The sequence below is a fragment of the Methylobacterium oryzisoli genome, from assembly GCF_046557895.1.
Taxonomy (GTDB): domain Bacteria; phylum Pseudomonadota; class Alphaproteobacteria; order Rhizobiales; family Beijerinckiaceae; genus Methylobacterium; species Methylobacterium oryzisoli.
Window position 1 is genome coordinate 1 of sequence record NZ_JBKIBX010000071.1, and the last position, 20,701, is coordinate 20,701.

The window sequence follows — 20,701 nt, forward strand, 5'->3', positions numbered from 1 at the left end:
CGCTGCTTCAAGGTCGCCCGGCGCCGCGCGCGCGCAACGATGCCCCGGAGTGGAAGGCGCCGCATCGCGGCTGGAGCCCCAAGCGCTCCTGGCCGACCATCGACATGGTGGCTCCCACAGGACCGGTGGGCGCCTGGACGGCACCGAGCGAGGCGGAGGGACAACCGGCTGACGGGACCGCGCGCGCCGACCAGCCGACAGGCTTTCCGGATCTGTCAGAGACAATGCGGGCCTTCCGTGATCGCCTCGCAACACCGCGTGCCTTCTCCGGCCTGGGAGAGGGCCTCGGGTCCAGGCGACCATCCCCGGTCTGCGTTCCGGAGGGCGCCCNAGAGACAATGCGGGCCTTCCGTAATCGCCTCGCAACACCGCGTGCCTTCTCCGGCCTGGGAGAGGGCCTCGGGTCCAGGCGACCATCCCCGGTCTGCGTTCCGGAGGGCGCCCGGTTCGAGGAGCGGACCTTCGCCAATGCCGCAGGCAGCCGGACCTACAAGGTGTTTGTGCCGAGCGGCTACACCGGTCAGGCGCTCCCGGTGGTGGTCATGCTGCACGGCTGCACTCAGAACCCGGACGATTTCGCCGCCGGCACGCGCATGAACGACTTGGCCGAGGAGCAAACCTTCCTGGTCGCCTACCCGCGCCAATCCCAATCAGCGAACATGCAGAAGTGCTGGAACTGGTTCAACGCCGGTGATCAGACACGCCATGGGGGGGAACCCTCCTTGATCGCCGGCATCGCGACAGCCGTTGTGGAGGAGTTCTCGGCCGATCCCACCCGGGTCTACGTGGCTGGTCTGTCCGCGGGCGGTGCGGCTGCGGCGATCATGGGGGCGACCTATCCCGATCTGTTCGCGGCTGTCGGCGTGCACTCGGGGCTGGCCTGTGGTGCCGCCAAGGACATGCCGTCGGCCTTCGCCGCCATGAAGGGAGGCGGTGCGGTTCAGCCGAGGCGGGACGGGCCGGCAGTGCCGACCATCGTCTTCCACGGCGACGGCGATCGCACGGTCAACCCTGTCAACGGGGACCATGTCATCGCACAGGCAAAATCCGATACGACGCTGTCCGAAACCGTGATGCGCGGCGAGACGCCAGGGGGAGTGGCCTATACGCGCACGGTCCATGCCGATGATGCTGGGCGAGGGATCCTAGAGCAATGGGTGTTGCACGGCGGCGGCCATGCTTGGTCCGGCGGCAGCGCGGACGGGTCGTACACCGATCCGCGCGGTCCCGATGCCAGTCGAGAGATGGTGCGCTTTCTTTTGGCCCACGCGCGAGCCAAGAGCGCGACCTAACGCTAAGCTCGACGGGGCGCGTCACAAATGCGAGGACTTGGGATGTGGTAGAATGAGGCGCTGCCCCAGGCTGGAGCTTGGCGAGCGAGGCGTGCCCGACACCCCAGACCTCGCCGACCGGGATCCCGACCAGCCACAGGGCACGCTCCGCCTCGCCGGAGAGGTCGCACACGCCCCCGAGTTCCGGCACGCTCTTGGCGATGTGGTTAGCGAGCTTGGCCAGCGTCTTTGTCGGCCCGATCCCGATGCAGGCTAGGACATCAATACCAGCGCGCGAGAGCTGGTCTCAAAGCACGAATCCGTTCCGTGCAAAAAACAGTGATGTGAATGTAAGGAACTTTATCACACGGTCGCACTTGGATGGTTCTAGCTCCCCTTATTTCGATTACCTCCAAGTCAGACCCGTGCGGTTCTCCCATGGCGGTGTACGGCTTGCCGGAACGCCCCATGAATTTTCCAAACAGTGACATGCGCGGCGATGTTTTCGCCCATCCTGGCCACAACGAGAGTTCCGCATGGCGACGATAAGAACGCTGATTCACGCGAGCGACAACCATGACCGCTGGTTACGTTGCCCCGTTTTCACGTATGGAGCGCGGGATCGGTCCTCGAATCCGTAGGTTGGCTGCATCGTGCGACCCGGGTTCGGGGCCGCGAAGTGTCATCTCGCCCAACGACCACACGACAGGATCGCTAAACAGCCGTGACCGACAACATAGCGAAACCGGCCTCAATATTCCGGCGCGAGGAGAGGCCATCCCAGATCGACGACGGAGCGCTTGCGCGCGACCTGACCCGCCACTGCACGGCTTATCGAGAGCCTGTTCGAAGACTGGCCCATTGGCAAGTCGCAAACACCTTGCTGCCGTACCTGGCACTCTGCGCCTTTATGCTCTGCGTGGCTGCGAAAGGCTACGGGCTTTTTGTGCTGCCACTCGCTATACCGGCAGGCGGGCTCTTGGTCAGGCTCTTCATCATTCAGCACGATTGCGGGCACGGCTCGTTCCTGCCCTCGCGCGGCGCCAACAACTGGCTCGGCCGCGCCCTGAGCGTCCTGACAGTGACACCCTACGACAGCTGGAAGCGGGCTCACGCCCTCCACCATGCCTCCACCGGCGACCTCAGCCGCCGTGGTACGGGAGACATCCACACGCTGACCGTGCGCGAGTACCTTGCCCTGTCGCGTTGGCGCCGGCTTCGCTATCGCCTCTATCGCAACCCGCTCATCCTGATCGTGCTTGGCTCGCCGCTCAACTTTCTCGTCCTGCAGCGGCTTCCCTCTGGCATGGGGCTAGCTTGGCGCGTGGCTTGGCGGGACGTGCTGACACTTGACATCTGCTTGGTTGCCGTGATGACGGCTCTGGCTTTCGCGACTGGCGGGATCGCGCCGATCCTCTGGGTGTTTCTACCGGTGATCAGCATCGCCGCCTGGATCGGTGGCTGGCTGTTCTACGTTCAGCATCAGTACGAGGAGACCGTCTGGGAGGAGGCAGAGGACTGGGACTTCCACCGAGCGGCGCTCGGCGGCAGCTCGTACTATGTCCTACCACGCGTCCTGCAATGGTTCACCGGCAACGTCGGCCTACACCACGTTCATCACCTGAACAGCCGCATCCCGAACTACCGACTCCAGGAATGCCTGGATGGTCACGCTTACCTCGCGCAGGTTGGTCGGTTGACGCTGCGGGACAGCCTGCGCTGCGTGGAGCTCGCGCTATGGGACGAGGATGCTCGCAAACTCGTCGGGTTCGCGCGTGTGCGGACGCGCTAGGCGGCCTGAGGACGGCCGATACCATTGGTCGGCGGACACGGTAGAAGTCTGCCGAGCCCTTGTCAGCGCATAGTACAACGCATCGTGGCGCTTCTGGCTCTTCGGCATCGCCAATCGTAGGGGCCTGATGGGCTTGCTTTGTCTCGGATGCGGAACTCAGTCGGCCCTGCTGACGTCGCATAGCCAGAATCGCGGACCGAGAACTCCTGACCCAAAGCGGCCCTTTGCGATGCGTGTGAGGAATGTCCGGTCGTGAGCGTTTTCCGGACGTTTAATTTCCTGACAGGGTTTTCCGGCATTGGCTGCCGCGCAGACCCCTCGCGGCAAGCACGTCAACCGCGGAGGGATCCTGAGCTGCAAGGAACCGGCCCGTTTTCTTAGCAGCCCCTCGCCAGCAGTTGAATAGCCGAGTAGGACAAACTCGCATCGGTCTGCAGTTGGAGCGTGTGATCGAAGAACCGGACGTTCGACGAAGCGTTACTCACGAGCCGATCTCACATCCGTGAGCGGGTGCGATCCCTCGGCTTCATCGCGGCAAGAGATGCCTGCACAGAAACGCCACGGCGCGCGTCCAGGCTAACTCTGCGGCCGCGCGGTCGTGGACGGAGGCACGCTGCTCGTTCGCGAAGGCGTGGTCAGCCTCGTAGCGGAAGAACTCGTAGGGCTTGCCGGCCGCATGCAATCTCGCCTCGAACGTGTCGACAGCCTGAGGCGTGCACCAGTCGTCGCGGTTGGCAAAATGTCCCTGCAGGGGCACAGCGATGGTCGCGGCGTCGACGACATCGGCGGGCGGCAGGCCGTAGAAGGCGACGCAGGCGGAGAGCCCGGGAATGATTGCGGCACCGATGATGGTGATCGCGCCACCCATGCAGAAGCCAGTCAGGCCAACCGCGGCGCCGTTGCGTGCGAGATAAGCGACCGCGCCGCCCACCACCTGGGCGGTGGTCGTCTTGAAGTCGAGGTTCTGCATCTCCTTCGCCGCCGCGACCGCGTCATGATAGGGGATGACGGTACCACCGTAGAGGTCGGGCGCGAGGGCAGTGAAGCCAGCTGAGGCGAAACGGTCGCACAAGCCCTTGATCTGTTCCGACACGCCCCACCATTCCTGGATGACGACCAGGCCGGGCGCGTCCCCTCGCGCGGTACTGGCCAGGTAGCCAGTCGCGTCGCCGCCGTCCAGCCGACCGAAGGTAATCACCGTTCCCACTGTCATCTCCCTTGGTTTTGCGAATGTGGCTCGTTGAGCCGCTCCGGCGGACGATGCGGTGGGCCGGGGTATGGATCGTTCGGTTCGGAGGAGTGCCCTCAGGCGCGGGGCAGGCCCACCGCGCCGGCTTCCGTTAAGTCCAGCGGTGGTGACGCAGTGAGCCGCGACACGCCCCAGGCGACCAGGAACGCCAGTGGCACGCTGAGGAATGCCGGCGGGTCGTAGGGGAACAGGGGCTCGGCGTACCCCAGCGTCTTCACCCAGATCGCTGGACCGACGATCGTCAGGCCCAGCGACGACACGAGGCCCGCGATGCCGCCCGCTAGCGCCCCCTCCGTCGTCAGGCCGCGCCAAGACATACTCAGGAGCAGGATTGGGAAGTTGGCGCTCGCCGCGATGGCGAAGGCCAGAGACACCATGTAGGCCACGTTCTGCGTTCTGAACGCCAAGCCCAGGGCGATGGCCGCCCCGCCGATCGCGAGCGAGGCGATCCGGCCGACCCGCAGCTCGCGCCCTTCGTCCTGACGCCCGAGCGCCTTGGCGTAGAGATCGTGGCTGATCGCCGAGGCGCCGGCCAGCGTCAGCCCCGCCACCACGGCAAGGATCGTCGCGAAGGCCACCGCTGAGACGACGCCCATGAGCACGTCGCCGCCGACCACTTGGCTCAGGTAGATCGCCGCCATGTTGGAGCCGCCGCGCAGGCCGCCTCCCGAGAGGAAGGCTGGGTCGGCCATGACCAGCGCCACCGCGCCGAACCCGATGACGTAAACCATGAGGAAGAAGGCAGCGTTGAGGAAGCAAGCGAACCACACCGAGCCGCGCGCCGCGCGCACGTCGGGAACCGTGAAGAAGCGCATCAGGATGTGAGGCAGGCCGGCAGTGCCGAGCAACAGCGCCAAGCCCAGCGAGAAGCCCGAGACCGGATCGCGCGTGATGGCGCCGGGCGCGAGGATCGCCTCGCGGCGCGGGTGAACGGCGACCGCTTGGTCGATCAGCGTGGAGAGGTTGAAGCCGAAGCGAGCGAGGGTCAGGACCGCGACCGTACCAGTTCCGACAAGGAGAATAACCGCCTTGACGATCTGTATCCAGGTTGTCGCAACCATCCCCCCGAAGACGACATAGCAGGTCATCAGGACGCCGACGAGGATAACGGAGTAGACATAATCGACGCCGAATAGGAGTTCGATCAGCTGCCCCGCGCCTACCATCTGCGCGATGAGGTAGAATGCGATCACCGTCAGGGACGAAACCGCGGTGAAGATGCGGATCGGCCGCTCGCGCAGACGCGTGGAGAGCGCGTCGGCGAAAGTGAACCGGCCAAGCCGCCTCAGGCGCTCGGCAATGAGGAACAGAACGATGGGCCAGCCCATGACGAAGCCGATGCCGTACATCATGCCGTCGAAGCCCACGACCGTGATCAGCCCGGAGACGCCCAGAAAGGCAGCAGCCGACATGTAGTCGCCGGCGATGGCCAGCCCGTTCTGGAAGGCGGAGAACTCTCCGCTGCCGGCGTAGAAGGCGCTACGAGAGCGGGTGCCTCGCGAGGCGAGCCACGTGATGACAAGCGTGACGGCGACGATGGAGAGGAAGAGCGTCACGGCGACGGGGTTGGCGCGGGCGTCCATCAGGCGGCCTCCCGTCCGTTCACCACGAGCACGTAGACGCCCATCACCGCCACGACGACGACCAAGAGGCCTGCCCCGAGGAGGAAGGACCACGGCACGCTGCCGAGGACCGGGCGGGCCAGCGCCGGCCCTAGCGCGTAGCTCGCGAGGAGGAAGCCGCCGTAGGCGAAGGCGACCAGGGCGGAGAGCCACCATCGCAGCGCTTCGAGGTCGTTCGGTTCGGAGCGAAGCGCTCCGGTCCCGTCCCGCGTCGACTCCATGCCCCCCTCCGTTCGCTCGGTCCTCGGTTCGGTGGCCCCGTGCCCGCTCGCCTCAGGAGGTGAGCGCCTCGGCCTCGGCGACGCCGAGCCGCGCGCCGACGCGCCGGGCCGTGGCCTCGCGCTTGGCAGTAATCTCGGCGGCAGCGGCCTTGGCGCGGGCGACCACCTGGGGCGGCGCCCGGTCGGGCGTGCCGGCATCGAACGGGGGCTCGGGCGCGTAGGCCATGTAGAGCTGGATGAACTGGGCGGCCTCCTCGCCGCGCAGCCGTGCGGCGACCTGCAGCGCGCCATCGATGCCCGCGGTCACGCCCGCCGCGAAGACGAACTTGCCGTCCTCGACCACCCGCTCGTCGACCGGTGTGGCACCGAAATGCGTGAGCAGGTGGGACGCTGTCCAATGCGTGGTGGCCCGGCGGCCCTTCAGCAGGCCCGCGGCTCCGCAGATCAACGCGCCGGTGCAGACGGAGAACACGCACAAAGCAGACTCCGCTTGGCGGCGCACCCAATCGAGGACCGTCTCATCCTCCATCAAGGCCTCCTGCCCGAAGCCGCCGGCGACATGCAGGAGGTCGAGCGGCGGTGCCTCGGCGAGATCGGCGTCGGTTGCGATCCGCAGGCCCCGCACGTCCGTGACCATGCCGCCGCCCTTAGCGAAGATGTGGTAGGTCGAGTTCGGGATGCGCGAGAGGACCTCGAAGGGTCCGGTGAGGTCGATCTGGTCGATGCCGTCGAAAACAAGGGACCCGATCTGGAGGTGTTTGTTCGGATCGAGCATGGGTGTTTTCCTCTCTAAGCTTGCAGGGTTGGGGTGGCGCTCGACTGACGGCGGAAACGCTCTCTGTAATCGCCTGGCGGCACGCCGACCTGACGCAGGAACGAGCGGCGCATGGTCTCCTCGGTCTGGAAGCCGCAGGCGCTAGCGACGATGCCTAGCGGCATGCGCCCGCTCTCGAGGACGCGCCGCGCCGCCTCGACCCGCAGCCGCTCGACCATCCGGCCCGGCGTCACTCCGGTCTCGGCGCGAAACGCTCGCGCGAATTGACGAGGGCTCAGGCAGGCGCGGGCGGCGAGCTCCGGCACCGACAGCGTGCGATGCAGGTTCTCGTTCATCCAGGCCAGGAGATCACCCAGCCGCAGCGACGGCGCGCTCTGCGCGGCGAGCACGGTGCTGAATTGCTTCTGGTCGCCCGGGCGGCGCAGGAACAGAACGAGTTCGCGGGCGACGGCGAGGGCCAGCGCATGGCCGTGATCGGCCTCGACGAGGGCGAGGGTCAGATCCATCCCGGCCGTGACGCCCGCGGAGGTCCAGACGTTTCCGTCGCGCACGTAGATCGGTTCGGGATCAATTTTGAGATCGCCGTGCCGGCGGGCAAGCTCGGCGCACCAGCGCCAATGCGTGGTCACGCGCCGGCCGTGCAAGAGACCGGCTTCCGCGAGCAGGAACGCCCCCGTGCAGACGCCGATGATGCGCTCGGCGCGCCCGGCGAGGGTGCGGACGAGATCGACGATGTCGGGCTCGGCGCACCGCGTTCGGGCACCCTCGCCGCCCGCGACGATCAGCGTGTCGAGGCTTCCGTTTGCGCGAAGCTCCGCCTCGCTAACCGACGACCTGAGCCCGACACCGGCCGAGGTATCGCCAAGCCCTTTGCCCGCTACGATGTGTACGCGGACATCATACAGGACTGCACCCGCGGACGCGGCCGTGTCGCCCAGACTCGTCCGCCTGAGATGCCCCGCCTGAGCGAGAACCTCAGCCGGCCCCGCAACGTCGAGCAGCTGTGCCGGGGCCGGTGCCAGGATGACGACCTTGTGAGGTGGGTCGGATAGCGGTGATTGGTTTGCGAGTTGCATGCCTCATCGAAACGGAGACTGCGTGAGGCAGCAAGGACATTGTACCCTCGCATTCTGCCATCCGCGGTCACGTCAAGCGAGGCAGATTGCCGGAGCTACGTGGGTTAGGTGCGCCCATAACGTCCGCCGGATTGATCTCGACCGCGATGGAGTGCCGACTTGACCATCACGCTGTGGCCCGCCGCAATTTATGCCCTGGCCCTGACCGTGGGCAGCGTCGGCTCGGCCTCCGCTCAGGGTGCCGGTGGGTCGGCCAGCGGGCATAGCGGAGGCAGCAACACCAGCAACCAGACCAAGCCCGGCAGCGGGTCGGGCCGCTGAGCGGCTGCAGGACGTGTCTCGCGGGCAGGCTCCGCCCGGGTAATCCATCCCTGATCGTCCGAGCGGGGCGGGAGGATCGCGTCGGCAACCGTAGCGCCGTGGTTACGGCCGGGCGAGGACGCGGCTTCGGGGGCTCGGCGCCTGCAGCAGGGCCGCGACGGCGCCCGCGATCTTCTCGCCGCCCCGGACGGAGGGCTCGATCGGATTGGCGAAGTCCGCGTCCTCGTCGCACAGGACGCGCAGATCGATGAGGGCCAGATCCCGCGCGAAGGCCTCGCGGGTGATGGCATCGTTGAGGAGCGTTAGTGCCGCCGAGGCCAGGCGGCGGCGGGCCGGATCGGGATAGCGCGGATCGTAGATGGTGCAGATCGCGGTCGAACGGCCGCGGGCCAGCACCGCATCGAGCATGGCGCGGTACTCCGCGCGGAACCGGTCTCGCACGTCGGCGAGCGCCGCGATCGCCTCGGCGATCGAAGCGGCGCGTCCGTCGAGCAGCCCCGAGGCCCGCAGGGCGTCGTTGCCGCCCGCGCTGACCACCAGATGCGTGGCGTCGTCCGGCAGGCGGGCGAGCTGGCGCGTCACGTCCGCCAGCACCGCCCCGTCCACGGCCAGCAAGGTGGCCCGCGCGCCCTCGGGCAGGGCGGTCCGCACCTGGCGCACCACGTCGGGACCGCCGCGCACGTAAGCGCCGTTGTCGAACACGGAATCGCCGAGAAGGACGATGTGGGACATGGGCCTTCCTGTCTGCCCGGGCCGGGACGACGCCCGCGCCGCGGCCACGGGTGTGGCCATGTGCGCGACCATTGTCAGGACAGCGCGCCGCCCGATCATCTACGCACGCAGGAATGCGGTCAGCGCCGTGTTCACCCGCTCGGGCTCCTCGTGGTGGAGCCAGTGTGTGGCCTCGGGCAGCCATTCGATCCGCCCGTCCTCGCAGCGAGCCAGGCAGGCGGCGGCGAGGCCGGGGCTTAGCGCCACGTCCTTGCGGCCCCACAGAATCAGGGTCGGGACGGTGATGGGTCCGGCCAGGGTGCGGCGCTTGAGCCGCACGGCGCGGTACCAGTTCAGCATGCCCTCCAGCGCACCCGGCTGCGACCACGCCTCGCGGTAGCGGGCGATGTCCTCTGCCGCGAAGGTGCCCGGCCGGCTCGTGAGGTGCAGGGCCTGCCGCAGGGCGAGGAATCCGGCTGCGCGCAGCCCGGCCTCCGGCAGGCGCGGCACTTGGAAGGCCGCGAAGTAGCCGACGCGCAGTGCCTGCACGGGATGGCGCCGGGCATAGGCTGCGAGGATGTCGGGATGCGGGGCATTGAGGACGGCGAGCCGCTCGACCCGCTCGGGCGAGCGCGTGGCCAGCCACCAGCCGACGATGCCGCCCCAATCGTGCCCGACGAGCCGGACCCGCGCGGCGCCGTGGTGGTCGGCCAGCGCCAGCACGTCGTCAGCGACCCGGTCGAGATGGTAGGCGGCGAGGTCCGACGGCTTGCTGCTGAGGTTGTAGCCGCGCTGGTCGGGCGCCAGCACGCGCAGACCCGCCTCCGCAAGGGCGCTGATCTGATGACGCCAGCCGAACCAGAACTCGGGAAACCCGTGCAGCAGGATCGTGAGCGGGCCGTCGTCCGGTCCGGCGGAGGCCACATGGAGTACCGCCTCGGGCAGGCGCACGAGCGACAGGTCGGGCGAGGTCGGAGGCTTCATGGCGTCTCCGGGCTGGCGATCTGGCCCAACGCCGCCCGCCACCCCGGGATCCGGCAGCGACGTTGATGCCGAAGCGCCTAGCCCCGCTGGATTGGGTCGCCAGCCACCGCCGTCCTTGCATTCTCAATCGTGAGTGCTGACCACACCAGTGGGCCGGCGGCTCGGCTTGCTGACTAGGTGTGCAGTCGATGGGACGTCTACCGCCCAGTGGAGGAACTTGAACGCGTCTTCATGTGCTCCATACCGTGCACCCGAATTCATTCCGTTGCGATCATCGCAGCCCAGCAGCCGGCAACCTCCGGCATCATCGCAGGTTGGTCCCGGTGCCGCCGGCTGGTCCCGGGGATGCACATCCGCCGGAATAGACACCCTCCCGCTCTGAGCGGCGTGGTGCCGGCGGGCCGCAGCACCGAGACGGCCGGCAAAGCGGTCGTGAGAGCGAGGCAGGCTTCACGATGAGCGCCATTCCGTTCGACAACAGCTACGCCCGCCTGCCAGGGCGCTTCTTCGCGCGGGTCGATCCGACGCCCGTCCCAGCCCCGCAGCTGATCAGCCTGAACCGAGCGCTCGCGGAAGCACTCCAGATCGATCCGGACTGGCTCGCCAGTCCGGACGGCGTCCCTGTGCTCGCAGGCAACGCCGTTCCGCCCGGGGCCGAACCGATCGCGACGGCCTATGCGGGTCACCAGTTCGGCCATCTCGTGCCCCAGCTCGGAGATGGACGGGCGATCCTCCTGGGCGAGGTCGTGGACCGGGGCGGGACGCGCCGCGACATCCAGCTCAAAGGCGCCGGGCCGACCCCCTTCTCCCGGCGGGGTGACGGCCGGGCCGCCCTTGGGCCAGTTCTGCGCGAATACCTCGTCAGCGAGGCGATGGCAGCGCTGGGCATCCCGACCACGCGCGCCCTCGCAGCCGTGACCACCGGGGCGAACGTCGCGCGCGAGCGGCTGCTGCCCGGAGCGATCCTCACCCGGGTCGCTGCGAGTCACATCCGGGTCGGCACCTTCCAGTTCTTCGCGATCCGCCGCGACACCGACGGCGTAAAGCAGCTGGCCGACCACGTCATCGCCCGGCACTACCCCGCGGCGGCGGAGAGCAGGCAGCCCTACCAAGCGTTGCTCGCAGCCGTAATCGAGCGTCAGGCCGCCCTCGTCGCTCAGTGGCTCTGCGTCGGCTTCATCCACGGCGTGATGAACACCGACAACATGGCGGTCACCGGGGAGACGATCGACTATGGTCCCTGCGCCTTCCTGGACGCCTACGATCCGGCGACGGTGTTCAGTGCCATCGACGAGCACGGCCGCTATGCGTACGGCAACCAGCCGGCGATCGCGCAGTGGAACCTTGCGCGGCTCGCCGAAGCCCTGCTGCCGCTCCTGGCACCAGAGACGGAGTCGGCGATCGCGGTCGCGCAGGATCTCCTCGCCGGCTTCGTGCCGCGCTTCGAGACCGCCTATCATGCGGGTCTAAGGCGCAAGCTCGGCCTCTTCATGGACCGCGAGAGCGACGTGGCTCTGGCCGGCGGCCTCCTGGAGGTCATGACTGCCAACCGCGCCGACTTCACGCTCACCTTCCGGCGCCTCGGGGCCGCGGCCGCCGACCCGGCGGCGGACCGCGACGTGCGGGACTTGTTCATCGATCCGACGGCCTACGATGCCTGGGCCGCACGCTGGCGCGAGCGCCTCGCCGCTGAGCCCCGCCCGGGCGCGGAGCGGCGGGAGACCATGGACGCGGCCAATCCCGCTTTCATCCCGCGCAACCACCGCGTCGAGGCGGTGATCGCCGCCGCCATCGAGCGCGACGATTTCGGTCCCTTCGCCGAGCTGAACACCGTGCTGGCCAAGCCCTACGACGACCAAGCGGCCTTCGCCGCCTACGCTGATCCGCCGGCGGAGTACGAGCGCGTCCAGCGCACCTTCTGCGGCACGTGATCCCCTCGCGTGCTGAGTGGACCGGGTGCGCAGAGTGCAGGATCGCCCGCGCTACGGCAGGACGGAGCAGGAGCGCCGATCCCGAAAGCCTTCGATCTGGTTCGAGATCGCCCGACGGGCGGCGCTCGCGCTGCCCGGTGTGGCAGAGGACACCACCGCGGCCGGTCCGGTCTTTCGGATCGGTCGCAGGCGGCTCGCGTGGCTCTCGACCGACGGCGTCTCACTCGTGGTGTTCATCGGCGAGGACGAGCGCGAGATGTTGATTGCGGCCGAGCCGAGAACCTTCTCGGCTGTCGGCCACGACCGCGGCCGCCCTCTGATGCGGGTTCACCTGGCCTATGTCGACGAGGTCAGCCTCGCCCGCATTCTGACGCAGGGCTATCGGGAGCTCGCCCGGCGGCGCGCTCGGCCCCGCTCGCAGAGCAGGCCGTGACGGCTTCCGTCAGCTTGAGCCGTGCTGGCTCACCTCTGCGGCTGAGGCCTCGGCATCAATGTCGCGCAGCAGAACCGCGGCGGCGGTGAGAGGTCGAGGAAGGGGAGCATGCCGGTAAGAGCGAAGGCAATATGGAGAAGCATCATGTCCGTGCGAACAGGTTGATGGTCCTAATCTTAAGTGTAGTGATTGGCCTATTCGTCGTCGCCGGCACTCCCCTCATGCTGATGGAGTAGTGCGCGCTCAGAGGTGTCGCCTTGCCTGCACTGACTGACTCCCACGTCGATCTTGCTCGCATCTGCCGGAGCGAAAGGGAATAATTGCAGATTCGATAGTTCCGCTCTTGAGCGTCGAGCAGCCATTCCGGCGGCTGTGAGCGAGGGTCCGGAAGTAGTGCGTAGCTGAACAAGCCAGACGCGAACTCGTGACCCCGTGCGGACCTTCGAGTTGCGTGTTGGGTATGTCTGGTCACAAGCAATTTCCGGACGTTCATTTTTCTGAAATACTTTCCTGACACTCGCAGTTGCTTCCTGCCGCTCCGTTTGAGGCTCGGCCGGCTTGTACAGATAGCGGTCGTTTTCTGGCGGCCGAACCATCTCCCCTCTGGTCATTCCAGAATCCTGCTATCCAATCGAGAAATCGGAACAGGAACGTCGACCCAGCGCTTTCCAGAGGATGTGAGCGAGAGCGTGTTGATGACCAAAGCAGTGATCTTTGACGTGGACGGGACCCTAATCGACNCGCTCTTGGCTTCCAGGCGGACGCGCGTGCGCTCAGCGCGACCGGCGAGGGCGAGGGTCTCATCGCCCCGAGCAACACGCAGAGCCGTGCCGTCTACCTGTTCGAGGAGCTGGCCGTCGGCAATGGCCTACGGCTCCAAGCCGCTGGACGGTTGGAGGGCTCGCGCGTGGCCGGCACGGCAACGCAGTTTCCGAGCGACTTCCTGCCTGGGGCGGAAGCTCCTCTGGAATATCCCCGTCGTCGCGAGTTCTTGGCCAAGAGCGTCAGCTTCGGCGCGCTCCAGGATTTGCCTTACGACTTCGTCGCGAGCCTGAACGGGCAGTACGTCGAGCGGGCACCATTCGCGCTGGAGCTGTTCTCCCGCGGCCCTCACGAAGCTACGGCGACGTTCGAGATCGGCAATCCGAATTTGAAACTGGAGCGTGCCCGTACGATCGAGGCAAGTATTCGCCGGGCAGTAGGACCCTTTCGGTTCGACGCTTCCGGCTACTACAACCGCTACACGGGCTTCATCTACAAGCGCGAGACCGGCATCTTCTGCGGTGATACGTTCAGCACCTGTGGGAGCGAGGACGAGCTGCGCCAGATCGTCTACACACAACAGAACGCCACGTTCTACGGGGCGGAGATCGCGGCGCAGCTTGATCTGATCCCGATCGGCAACGGCTTCATCGGCCTTGATGCGCAGTACGATTTCGTGCGTGCGCAGTTTGACGACGGTAGTTACGTCCCGAGGATCCCTCCTCACCGTGTAGGCGGTGGCCTGTTCCTGCGGGCTGATGGCTGGTTCGCGCGGGTGAACGTCCTGCATGCCTTTGCGCAAACCGAGACAGCACCCCTTGAGACGATCACGCCCGGCTGGACCGATCTGCGCGCCGAGATCAGCTACACGAAGCTTGTTGATCCTGCGGTTTATGGAGCGAGCGAGATCACGTTTGGCCTGCAGGGGCGTAATCTGTTGGATGACGAGATCCGCAACTCGGCCTCGTTCAAGAAGGACGAGATACTGCTGCCGGGCCGCAACGTGCGCCTGTTCCTCACAGCACGCTTCTGACCCCGTTCAGATGGTCCTGAGCGGTGATATGCGCGTCACGATCGATTTTGTGCTGGCACTTACGCGACTCGGTGAGGGGTTCAGGTTGATTGGCATCACCGGAAGGTCCGCTGTCGAGTGACGAACGGCCACTCCGGCGACGCTGATCGAAGGTCTGGAAGTGGCGCAGAGCTGAACAAGCCGGACGCGAACTCCTGACCCAAAGCGGTCCTTAGCGGCGCGTGGGAGCAATGTTCGGTTGCGAGCGCATAGTTGAACTTCCCGGGCATCCAGGTGATGGGTCATCGGGACCTGAGCGTCCGGTCAGACACCCTCTTCGCGGTCGCTGCATGCTCGATCAGGAGCGCTAGCCATTGATGAGCTGCATTGGTCGCTGACTCCCGGCTGCCAGCACGGCGCGGCGTTGCTGGAGGCTGTCCAGAAGCGATCTGTGCTCAGGATGCATACAGTTTAGCCCCGATCATAAGATAAGGATCGCGAAACAAAGAGCGTTCTAACGCCCCTGTGCGCCCTGTTCGATCGAGGCGCGGCAAGCTACGCGGCAAGCATCAAGGATCTCGTCAGCCAGCAGTGCAGTATCTGGACAAGCCCTGGACAGGACAATCGCGCCGACGGCCTGAGCCAGGACGGCAATCGCTGCGGCACGGTTTGCTGGATCGTCGCCATGTTGCGATGACAGGTGATCCTCGATCAGTCTCACGAGGCCCTCGATCCCCGAGGCGAAGGTCGCTTTGGCCTCGTCCGGCTGACGCGCGGCGTCGCTGCTCAGAGCCGTGGCTGGGCAACCCAGGCCGGGCGCATCGCGATGCGCCCGGGAGATGTAGCCCTCAATAAAGGCGACGGCGTCGCGCCCCTTACGGCGCTCTGCCATCTCGCTGAACCCGCTCGCGCAGGCTTCCACGATCAGCTCCTCCTTGGAGCGGAAGTGATTGTAGAAGCCTCCGTGCGTGAACCCGGCGCGCTCCATCAGATCCGCCACGCCGACGCCATCGAAGCCGCGTTCGCGGAACAGCCGTGAGGCGGTCGCCATGATCCGCTCGCGGTTGGCCTGCTTCTGTTCCTTCGTGATCCGCACGTCGCACCTTCCTCCGCCGCGACTTCGGCAATGATGTTCATCATCATAGCTTGACCCCTTCGATGATGTCCATCATCGTTAGAGGGCAACGCGATGGAGCCCGCATGCCCGACGCCAGTCTTGCCGTGCCCACCCGGTCCGCCGCCCCGAATCACGTGCTCGGCATCGTGTGCGTCGGCATCGTCCTCGCCAACCTCGACCTGTTCATCGTCAACGTGGCGCTGCCCGACATGGCCCGGAGCTTCCGCGACGCGACGCTGGAAGACTTGTCCTGGATCCTCAACGGCTACGCGATCGCCTATGCGGCCCTGCTGGTGTTCTTCGGACGCCTGGCCGAGCGTCACCACCGGAACCATGGCTTCCTGCTCGGGGTCGCGCTGTTCACCGCCGCGTCGGCCGCCTGTGCCGCCGCCTGGAGCGTCGATGCCCTGGTCGCCTTCCGCCTCGTGCAGGCGGCGGGCGCGGCGCTGATGACGCCGGCGTCGCTGGGATTGCTGCTCGCCTCCTTCCCACCGGACCGTCGCGGCGGCGCGGTGCGGACTTGGACCGCCATTGGCGGGCTCGGCGCGGCTCTGGGACCGCTCGTCGGCGGCGTGCTGGTCACCTTCGATTGGCGCTGGATCTTCGCCGTCAACGTTCCGATCGGCTTCGCCGCCTTGCTGATCGGCTGGCGGCTGCTGCCCGATGTCCCGGGCCACGATGTGCCGCGGCCGAGCATTCGGGCGGCGACACTGGTAACGGGCGGGATCGGTCTACTCACTTACGCGATCATCAAGGTGAACGATTGGGGCTGGCTGTCGCTGAAGGTCGGGAGCTGCCTGCTGCTGTCCAGTGTGGCGCTCAGTCTGTTCGTTCGTCACTGCCTCCGTTCGAGCAATCCGTTTGTCGATCCGGCACTGTTTCGCATTCGTCCCTTCGCGGGTTCGGTTCTGGTCTCGGCGCCCTTCTCGGCCGCCTTTGCCGGGATGCTGCTGTCGGTCGCTCTCTACCAGCAGGACGTCTGGGGGTTTTCGGGGCTGCAGGCCGGGCTCGCCATCGCGCCAGGGCCCCTGATGGTGCCCCTCACGTCCATCCTGGTGGCGGGGTGGCTGATCAGGCGATTCGGCGCTCTCACGGTGGTCAGCACGGGCCTCCTCTGCTTCGCCGCGGGGTTGGCGTGGTGGGCTGCCAGGATGGGCCCGACGCCGGACGTCCCGGTGGTGGTGATCGGCATGATGCTGACCGGGTTGGGAGTCGGACTGACTCTCCCGACCGTGATGGGTGTCGGTCTGGGCTCGCTCCCTCCGTCCTCGTTCGCGACCGGATCGGGGGTGGCCAACATGGTCCGCCAAGCCTGCATGGCGGTCGGCGTGGCGGTCCTGGTCGCTGTCCTGGGCTCGCCACCCGATGCCGCGGCGCGTACGCACGCCTACCAGAGCGGCTGGTGGATCCTGACGCTGCTGACGCTCGTCAGTCTGGTTCCCGCATGGCTCCTCCTGCGCGACGCCAGCCGGCCAGCGAGGGCCGGAACAGGGGATGTCTCCCGATGAGCGCGCCGGCTGCCTTCGACCTATCCGACACGCGCCTCGCCACGCCGGCCACCTAATCCGACCGTCCCACGCCGATCTGCCACAGGAGAGAGTCCCATGCAGACCCGCGACATCGTTCTGTGCCATCCGGTCCGCACCGCCATCGGTGCCTACGGCGGCAGCCTCAAGGGCATTCCTGCCACCGACCTGGGCGCGGCCGTGATTCGTGAGACGATTCGCCGGTCCGGCCTCGACGCGGGCAGGCTCGGAAGTGTGACGATGGGCAACGTCGTCCAGGCCGGGAACCGGATGAACCCGGCCCGTCAGGCCGCCGTGAACGGGGGCGTGCCGGTCGCGGTGCCCGCGCTGACGGTCAACCGCGTCTGCGGATCGGGTGCCCAGGCCATCGTGACGGCCGCAGACGAGATCCAACTGGGTCACCACGACGTGGTGATCGCCGGCGGCATGGAGAACATGGATCGGGCGCCATACCTGATGGAGGGCGGACGCTGGGGCTACCAGATGGGCCACGCACAGATCCTCGACAGCATGCTGAATGACGGCCTGAACGACGCGTTCTCCGGCGAGCATTCCGGGTGGCACACCGAGGATCTCGCCGCACAGGTCCAGATCAGCCGGGAGGCGCAGGATGCCTGGGCGGCCCGCTCCCAGGCGCGGTTCGCGAAAGCCCAGGCAGCTGGCTTATTCGATGCGGAGATCGCCCCCGTCGAGATCAAGGGCCGAAAGGGCATTGAGACCTTTGCCCGGGACGAGGCTCCGCGTCCGGAGACGACTGCCGAGACGCTCGCGAAGCTCAAGCCCGCCTTCCGGAGGGACGGAACCATCACGGCCGGCAACGCGCCGGGCCTGAACTCCGGCGCGGCGGCGATGCTCCTGAGCGAGCGAGGCTTTGCCGAGGCCAGCGGTCTGGAGGCATTCGGACGCCTCGTCGCGTACGGCGTCGGTGCGTGCGAGCCGAGCCTCTTCGGCCTCGGTCCGGTCCCGGCCGTCCGGCAGGCCCTGGAGCGTGCCGGGTGGACCCTCGGCGATCTTCAACGTGTCGAGATCAATGAGGCTTTCGCGGTCGTGCCTCTCGCGGTCGCCAAGGAACTCGGCCTGCCCGAGGACATCGTCAACGTCGAGGGTGGCGCGATCGCGCATGGTCATCCCATCGGGGCAACCGGCGCCGTACTGACGACACGCCTGCTCCACTCCATGCGTCGGGACGGCATTGAGCGCGGCATCGTCACCCTTTGCATCGGCGGCGGCCAGGGCATCGCGCTCGCGCTAGAGACAGTCTAGCCACGTCACGATCCCTGGGTCTCTCTGGTGGCTTAATCAGCAATCTTAGCGCGGCCGTCCCGCAGTGATGGTCCCGTGTGAAACTCTTGAGTTTCGGCCAGTGTATCCGACAGCGGTGCTCCGGACCGCCTGCACTCGAAAGTCCGTTCACTGAGCGACATCAATCCCTTGACGGTGCGGCTACAAGGGAACGCCAATGGCAGCATAGCTAAACTTGCCGCACGAAAGCTCCTGACCCCGTGTGGATCTTCGAGGTGCGCGTTGGGTATGTATGGTCGCAGGCAATTTCCGGACATTCATTTTCCTGAAATACTTTCCTGACACTCGCAGCTGCTTCCTGCCGCTCCGTTTGAGGCTCGGCCGGCTTGTACGGATAGCAGTAGTTTTCTGTACGGCCAAGCCATCTCCCCTTTGGTCATTCCAGAGTCCTGCTATCCAATCGAGAAATCGGAACAGGAACGTCGACCCAGCGCTTGCCAGAGGATGTGAGCGAGAGCGTGTTGATGACCAAAGCAGTGATCTTTGACGTGGACGGGACCCTAATCGACTCTGTCCCCCAGCATGCCCGGGCTTGGCAGGATGCCTTCCGAAACTTCGGCCACGACATCCCGTTTGAGGATCTGCGCCGCCAGATCGGCAAGGGCGGCGACAAGCTGCTGCCGGTCTTCCTGTCAGAGGACGAGTTGCAGGAAATTGGCGAGGCGCTAGAGAAGCATCGCTCGCAGATCCTGAAAGAGCGCTATCTGCCGACTATGAGGGGCTTTGCGCAGGTGCGTGCGCTGATCGAGCGCCTGCAAGCAGACGGCAAACAACTGGCACTGGCCTCTTCCGCTAAGCAAGACGAATTGCAAGCCTACAAAAAGATCGCGCAGATCGACGATTTGATCGACACGGAAACCTCTTCTGACGACGCTCAGGAGAGCAAGCCCGACCCGGACATCTTCCAGGCCGCCCTGCAGCAGCNTCTGCAAGCAGACGGAAAACAACTAGCATTGGCCTCTTCCGCTAAGCAAGACGAATTGCAGGCCTACAAAAAGATCGCGCAGATCGACGATCTGATCGACACGGAAACCTCTTCTGACGACGCTCAGGAGAGCAAGCCCGACCCGGACATCTTCCAGGCCGCCCTGCAGCAGTTGAAGGGGATCGCGGCAGGGGATGCCATCGTCGTCGGCGATACCCCCTATGACGCCGAGGCCGCCGGTAAGGCGGGTCTGCGCACGATCGGGCTACTCTCGGGTGGCTGGTCAGCCGAGGAGCTGAAGCGCGCGGGTTGCGTCGCGACGTACCAGGATCCGGCCGATCTGCTGGCCCACTATGACAGCTCGCCCCTGGTGGGATCACAGACAAGCCGAGCGTGATCGCGTTCGTGGGAGCCACGCGGGTCGCTGCCGGCAGCTTGAGCGAGGTCGCGGGAGCAGCCCGGCGATGCTGCCGAGGATAGCGGGATTGGCCATGGTTGATCTCCTGGGGAGAAGGCTGCTCAGGGTGGCGTCATTGTGGTGGTGGGCGTCGAGCTCGTTTTGGCGATCGACGTGCCGAGCGGGGACAGTCCGGCTGACCTGACCGGCTGGCTTTGGACCGGGCTGATATGAGAGGATCAGTCCGGACCAGAGGACTTGGAGATGCGGCGAGGTCAGAAGCCGAGCGCAAAGCAGGTGGGGCTGACGCTGCGCCAGATCGAGGTGCTGACGGCGCAGGACAAGAGCTTGGCGCTCGCCTGCAAGGAGGCGGAGAACTCAGAGCAGAGCTACGACAGCTGGCGTCGTATCAGCCAACGTCCGGCGTCCGGTCAGCGGCGTCTTGGTTTGGGTCGCGTACCGAGGATGACGGCAGCCGTCGCGGCCACGCCGGCGGCGAGCACGCTGGCCGTTGCGAGCGGATGCAGGGTTGCCCGCGTGTAGGCGCTGGTGCGCATGACGTAGACTGGAGGGTCGCCGCGGACTGCACCGGCGTCCCGCGGCGCATGCAGCGCGCCCTCAGGGTTTCTCGGCTTCTCGGCGCGCTTCTGCAGCGCGATGATGGCAGGCGCGAGCTCGTCGTACGNTGGAGGGTCGCCGCGGACTGCACCGGCATCCCGCGGCGCATGCAGCGCGCCCTCAGGGTTTCTCGGCTTCTCGGCGCGCTTCTGCAGCGCGATGATGGCAGGCGCGAGCTCGTCGTACGCGCCCGGTGCGAACTCCTTGCCCATCACAAACAGCTTGCCGCCACCGCCCACGAAGATGTCGCGCTGCGGGTGCACGGCGGCGTGCAGGATGGCGTTGGCCACCTCCTCCGGCGGGTAGATCGGCGGCGGCAGCGTCGGCTCGCGGTCCATGTAGTTGCGGGCGCGCTGAGGCAGCGGCGTATCGATGGAAGCCGGCTTCACCAGGGTAACGGAAACCGGCGCGCCCTCGGCAATCAGCTCCATACGTAGCGTGTCGGTGAACCCCTTCACCGCGTGCTTCGAGGCGGCGTAGAGGCCCTGGAACGGGAAGGCGAGGTCGGAACCGATGCTGCCGACGTTGATCAGCGCCCCGCCGCGCTCGCGCAGGTGCTCGGCCGCCACGAGGGACCCGTAGACGGTGCCCCACAGATTGGTCCGGATCAGCCGCTCATGGTCCTCCGGGGCGATCTCGCGCAGGGGTCCGTAGAC

General features: G+C 66.6%; 17 protein-coding genes and 3 pseudogenes. 10 read left to right on the plus strand and 10 right to left on the minus strand.

Features of this window, described 5'->3' with window-relative positions; genetic code table 11:
* The first annotated feature begins 2 nt into the window (after window positions 1–2).
* Complete coding sequence (locus ACKUB9_RS32550) at window positions 3–1,292, plus strand: extracellular catalytic domain type 1 short-chain-length polyhydroxyalkanoate depolymerase (RefSeq protein WP_410826015.1); 1,290 nt, start codon at window positions 3–5, stop codon at window positions 1,290–1,292.
* Window positions 1,293–1,362: 70 nt separating this feature from the next.
* Here the strand turns inward: ACKUB9_RS32550 and ACKUB9_RS34480 are convergent.
* Window positions 1,363–1,542: pseudogene (locus ACKUB9_RS34480) on the minus strand (Y-family DNA polymerase); the annotation flags it as partial.
* Window positions 1,543–2,025: 483 nt separating this feature from the next.
* Here ACKUB9_RS34480 and ACKUB9_RS32555 point away from each other — a divergent pair.
* On the plus strand, window positions 2,026–3,063 hold the full coding sequence (locus ACKUB9_RS32555) for a fatty acid desaturase (protein ID WP_407530601.1): 1,038 nt from the start codon (window positions 2,026–2,028) through the stop codon (window positions 3,061–3,063).
* A gap of 526 nt (window positions 3,064–3,589) precedes the next feature.
* Here the strand turns inward: ACKUB9_RS32555 and ACKUB9_RS32560 are convergent.
* From ACKUB9_RS32560 to ACKUB9_RS32580, 5 genes are all read right to left on the minus strand, one after another.
* The gene (locus tag ACKUB9_RS32560; protein ID WP_407530583.1) at window positions 3,590–4,270 is read right to left on the minus strand and encodes a dienelactone hydrolase family protein; all 681 of its coding nucleotides are present in this window, start codon (window positions 4,268–4,270) and stop codon (window positions 3,590–3,592) included.
* Window positions 4,271–4,368: 98 nt separating this feature from the next.
* Window positions 4,369–5,895: a sodium:solute symporter family transporter gene (locus ACKUB9_RS32565; protein ID WP_407530584.1), complete on the minus strand. Its 1,527-nt coding sequence runs from the start codon at window positions 5,893–5,895 to the stop codon at window positions 4,369–4,371.
* Window positions 5,895–6,155 (minus strand): DUF485 domain-containing protein, encoded by a 261-nt coding sequence (locus ACKUB9_RS32570; RefSeq protein ID WP_407530585.1) that lies wholly within the window; start codon window positions 6,153–6,155, stop codon window positions 5,895–5,897. Before ACKUB9_RS32570 ends, ACKUB9_RS32565 begins: the two co-directional genes overlap by 1 nt.
* A gap of 52 nt (window positions 6,156–6,207) precedes the next feature.
* The gene (locus tag ACKUB9_RS32575) at window positions 6,208–6,930 is read right to left on the minus strand and encodes a DJ-1/PfpI family protein (RefSeq protein WP_407530587.1); all 723 of its coding nucleotides are present in this window, start codon (window positions 6,928–6,930) and stop codon (window positions 6,208–6,210) included.
* Window positions 6,931–6,944: 14 nt separating this feature from the next.
* Complete coding sequence (locus ACKUB9_RS32580) at window positions 6,945–8,006, minus strand: GlxA family transcriptional regulator (RefSeq protein WP_407530589.1); 1,062 nt, start codon at window positions 8,004–8,006, stop codon at window positions 6,945–6,947.
* A 159-nt stretch (window positions 8,007–8,165) separates the two neighbouring features.
* Here ACKUB9_RS32580 and ACKUB9_RS32585 point away from each other — a divergent pair, with 159 nt between their 5' ends.
* A complete protein-coding gene (locus ACKUB9_RS32585; RefSeq protein ID WP_407530590.1) occupies window positions 8,166–8,327 on the plus strand; it encodes a hypothetical protein in 162 nt (53 codons plus the stop codon).
* 102 nt (window positions 8,328–8,429) lie between these two features.
* On the opposite strand, the gene ACKUB9_RS32590 is transcribed toward ACKUB9_RS32585, so the two are convergent.
* A complete protein-coding gene (locus ACKUB9_RS32590) occupies window positions 8,430–9,059 on the minus strand; it encodes an SGNH/GDSL hydrolase family protein (RefSeq protein WP_407530592.1) in 630 nt (209 codons plus the stop codon).
* A 99-nt stretch (window positions 9,060–9,158) separates the two neighbouring features.
* Window positions 9,159–10,022: an alpha/beta fold hydrolase gene (locus ACKUB9_RS32595; protein WP_407530593.1), complete on the minus strand. Its 864-nt coding sequence runs from the start codon at window positions 10,020–10,022 to the stop codon at window positions 9,159–9,161.
* 455 nt (window positions 10,023–10,477) lie between these two features.
* Here ACKUB9_RS32595 and ACKUB9_RS32600 point away from each other — a divergent pair, with 455 nt between their 5' ends.
* The 3 genes and pseudogenes from ACKUB9_RS32600 to ACKUB9_RS32610 all read left to right on the plus strand — a co-directional run.
* Entirely contained in the window at window positions 10,478–11,953 is a 1,476-nt protein-coding gene (locus tag ACKUB9_RS32600; RefSeq protein WP_407530595.1) for a protein adenylyltransferase SelO, read from the plus strand.
* Window positions 11,954–11,987: 34 nt separating this feature from the next.
* A complete protein-coding gene (locus tag ACKUB9_RS32605) occupies window positions 11,988–12,386 on the plus strand; it encodes an MmcQ/YjbR family DNA-binding protein (RefSeq protein WP_407530596.1) in 399 nt (132 codons plus the stop codon).
* 742 nt (window positions 12,387–13,128) lie between these two features.
* Window positions 13,129–14,181 (plus strand): annotated as a pseudogene (locus ACKUB9_RS32610) (TonB-dependent receptor); the annotation flags it as partial.
* Between the two features lie 493 nt (window positions 14,182–14,674).
* Here the strand turns inward: ACKUB9_RS32610 and ACKUB9_RS32615 are convergent.
* On the minus strand, window positions 14,675–15,256 hold the full coding sequence (locus tag ACKUB9_RS32615; protein ID WP_407530578.1) for a TetR/AcrR family transcriptional regulator: 582 nt from the start codon (window positions 15,254–15,256) through the stop codon (window positions 14,675–14,677).
* Window positions 15,257–15,360: 104 nt separating this feature from the next.
* Between ACKUB9_RS32615 and ACKUB9_RS32620 the strand changes: the two genes are divergently transcribed.
* From ACKUB9_RS32620 to ACKUB9_RS32635, 4 genes and pseudogenes are all read left to right on the plus strand, one after another.
* Window positions 15,361–16,785 carry an MFS transporter gene (locus ACKUB9_RS32620; RefSeq protein ID WP_407530580.1) on the plus strand — a complete coding sequence of 475 codons (1,425 nt, stop codon included), beginning with the start codon at window positions 15,361–15,363 and terminating at the stop codon, window positions 16,783–16,785.
* A gap of 96 nt (window positions 16,786–16,881) precedes the next feature.
* A complete protein-coding gene (locus ACKUB9_RS32625) occupies window positions 16,882–18,066 on the plus strand; it encodes a thiolase family protein (RefSeq protein WP_407530582.1) in 1,185 nt (394 codons plus the stop codon).
* A gap of 503 nt (window positions 18,067–18,569) precedes the next feature.
* On the plus strand, window positions 18,570–19,427 hold the full coding sequence (locus tag ACKUB9_RS32630) for an HAD family hydrolase (protein WP_410826017.1): 858 nt from the start codon (window positions 18,570–18,572) through the stop codon (window positions 19,425–19,427).
* Between the two features lie 264 nt (window positions 19,428–19,691).
* Window positions 19,692–19,835: pseudogene (locus ACKUB9_RS32635) on the plus strand (IS3 family transposase); the annotation flags it as partial.
* 23 nt (window positions 19,836–19,858) lie between these two features.
* Here ACKUB9_RS32635 and ACKUB9_RS32640 read toward each other — a convergent pair.
* Window positions 19,859–20,701 (minus strand): SDR family NAD(P)-dependent oxidoreductase (locus ACKUB9_RS32640; RefSeq protein WP_410826019.1); only part of this gene is annotated, 843 nt, incomplete at its 5' end.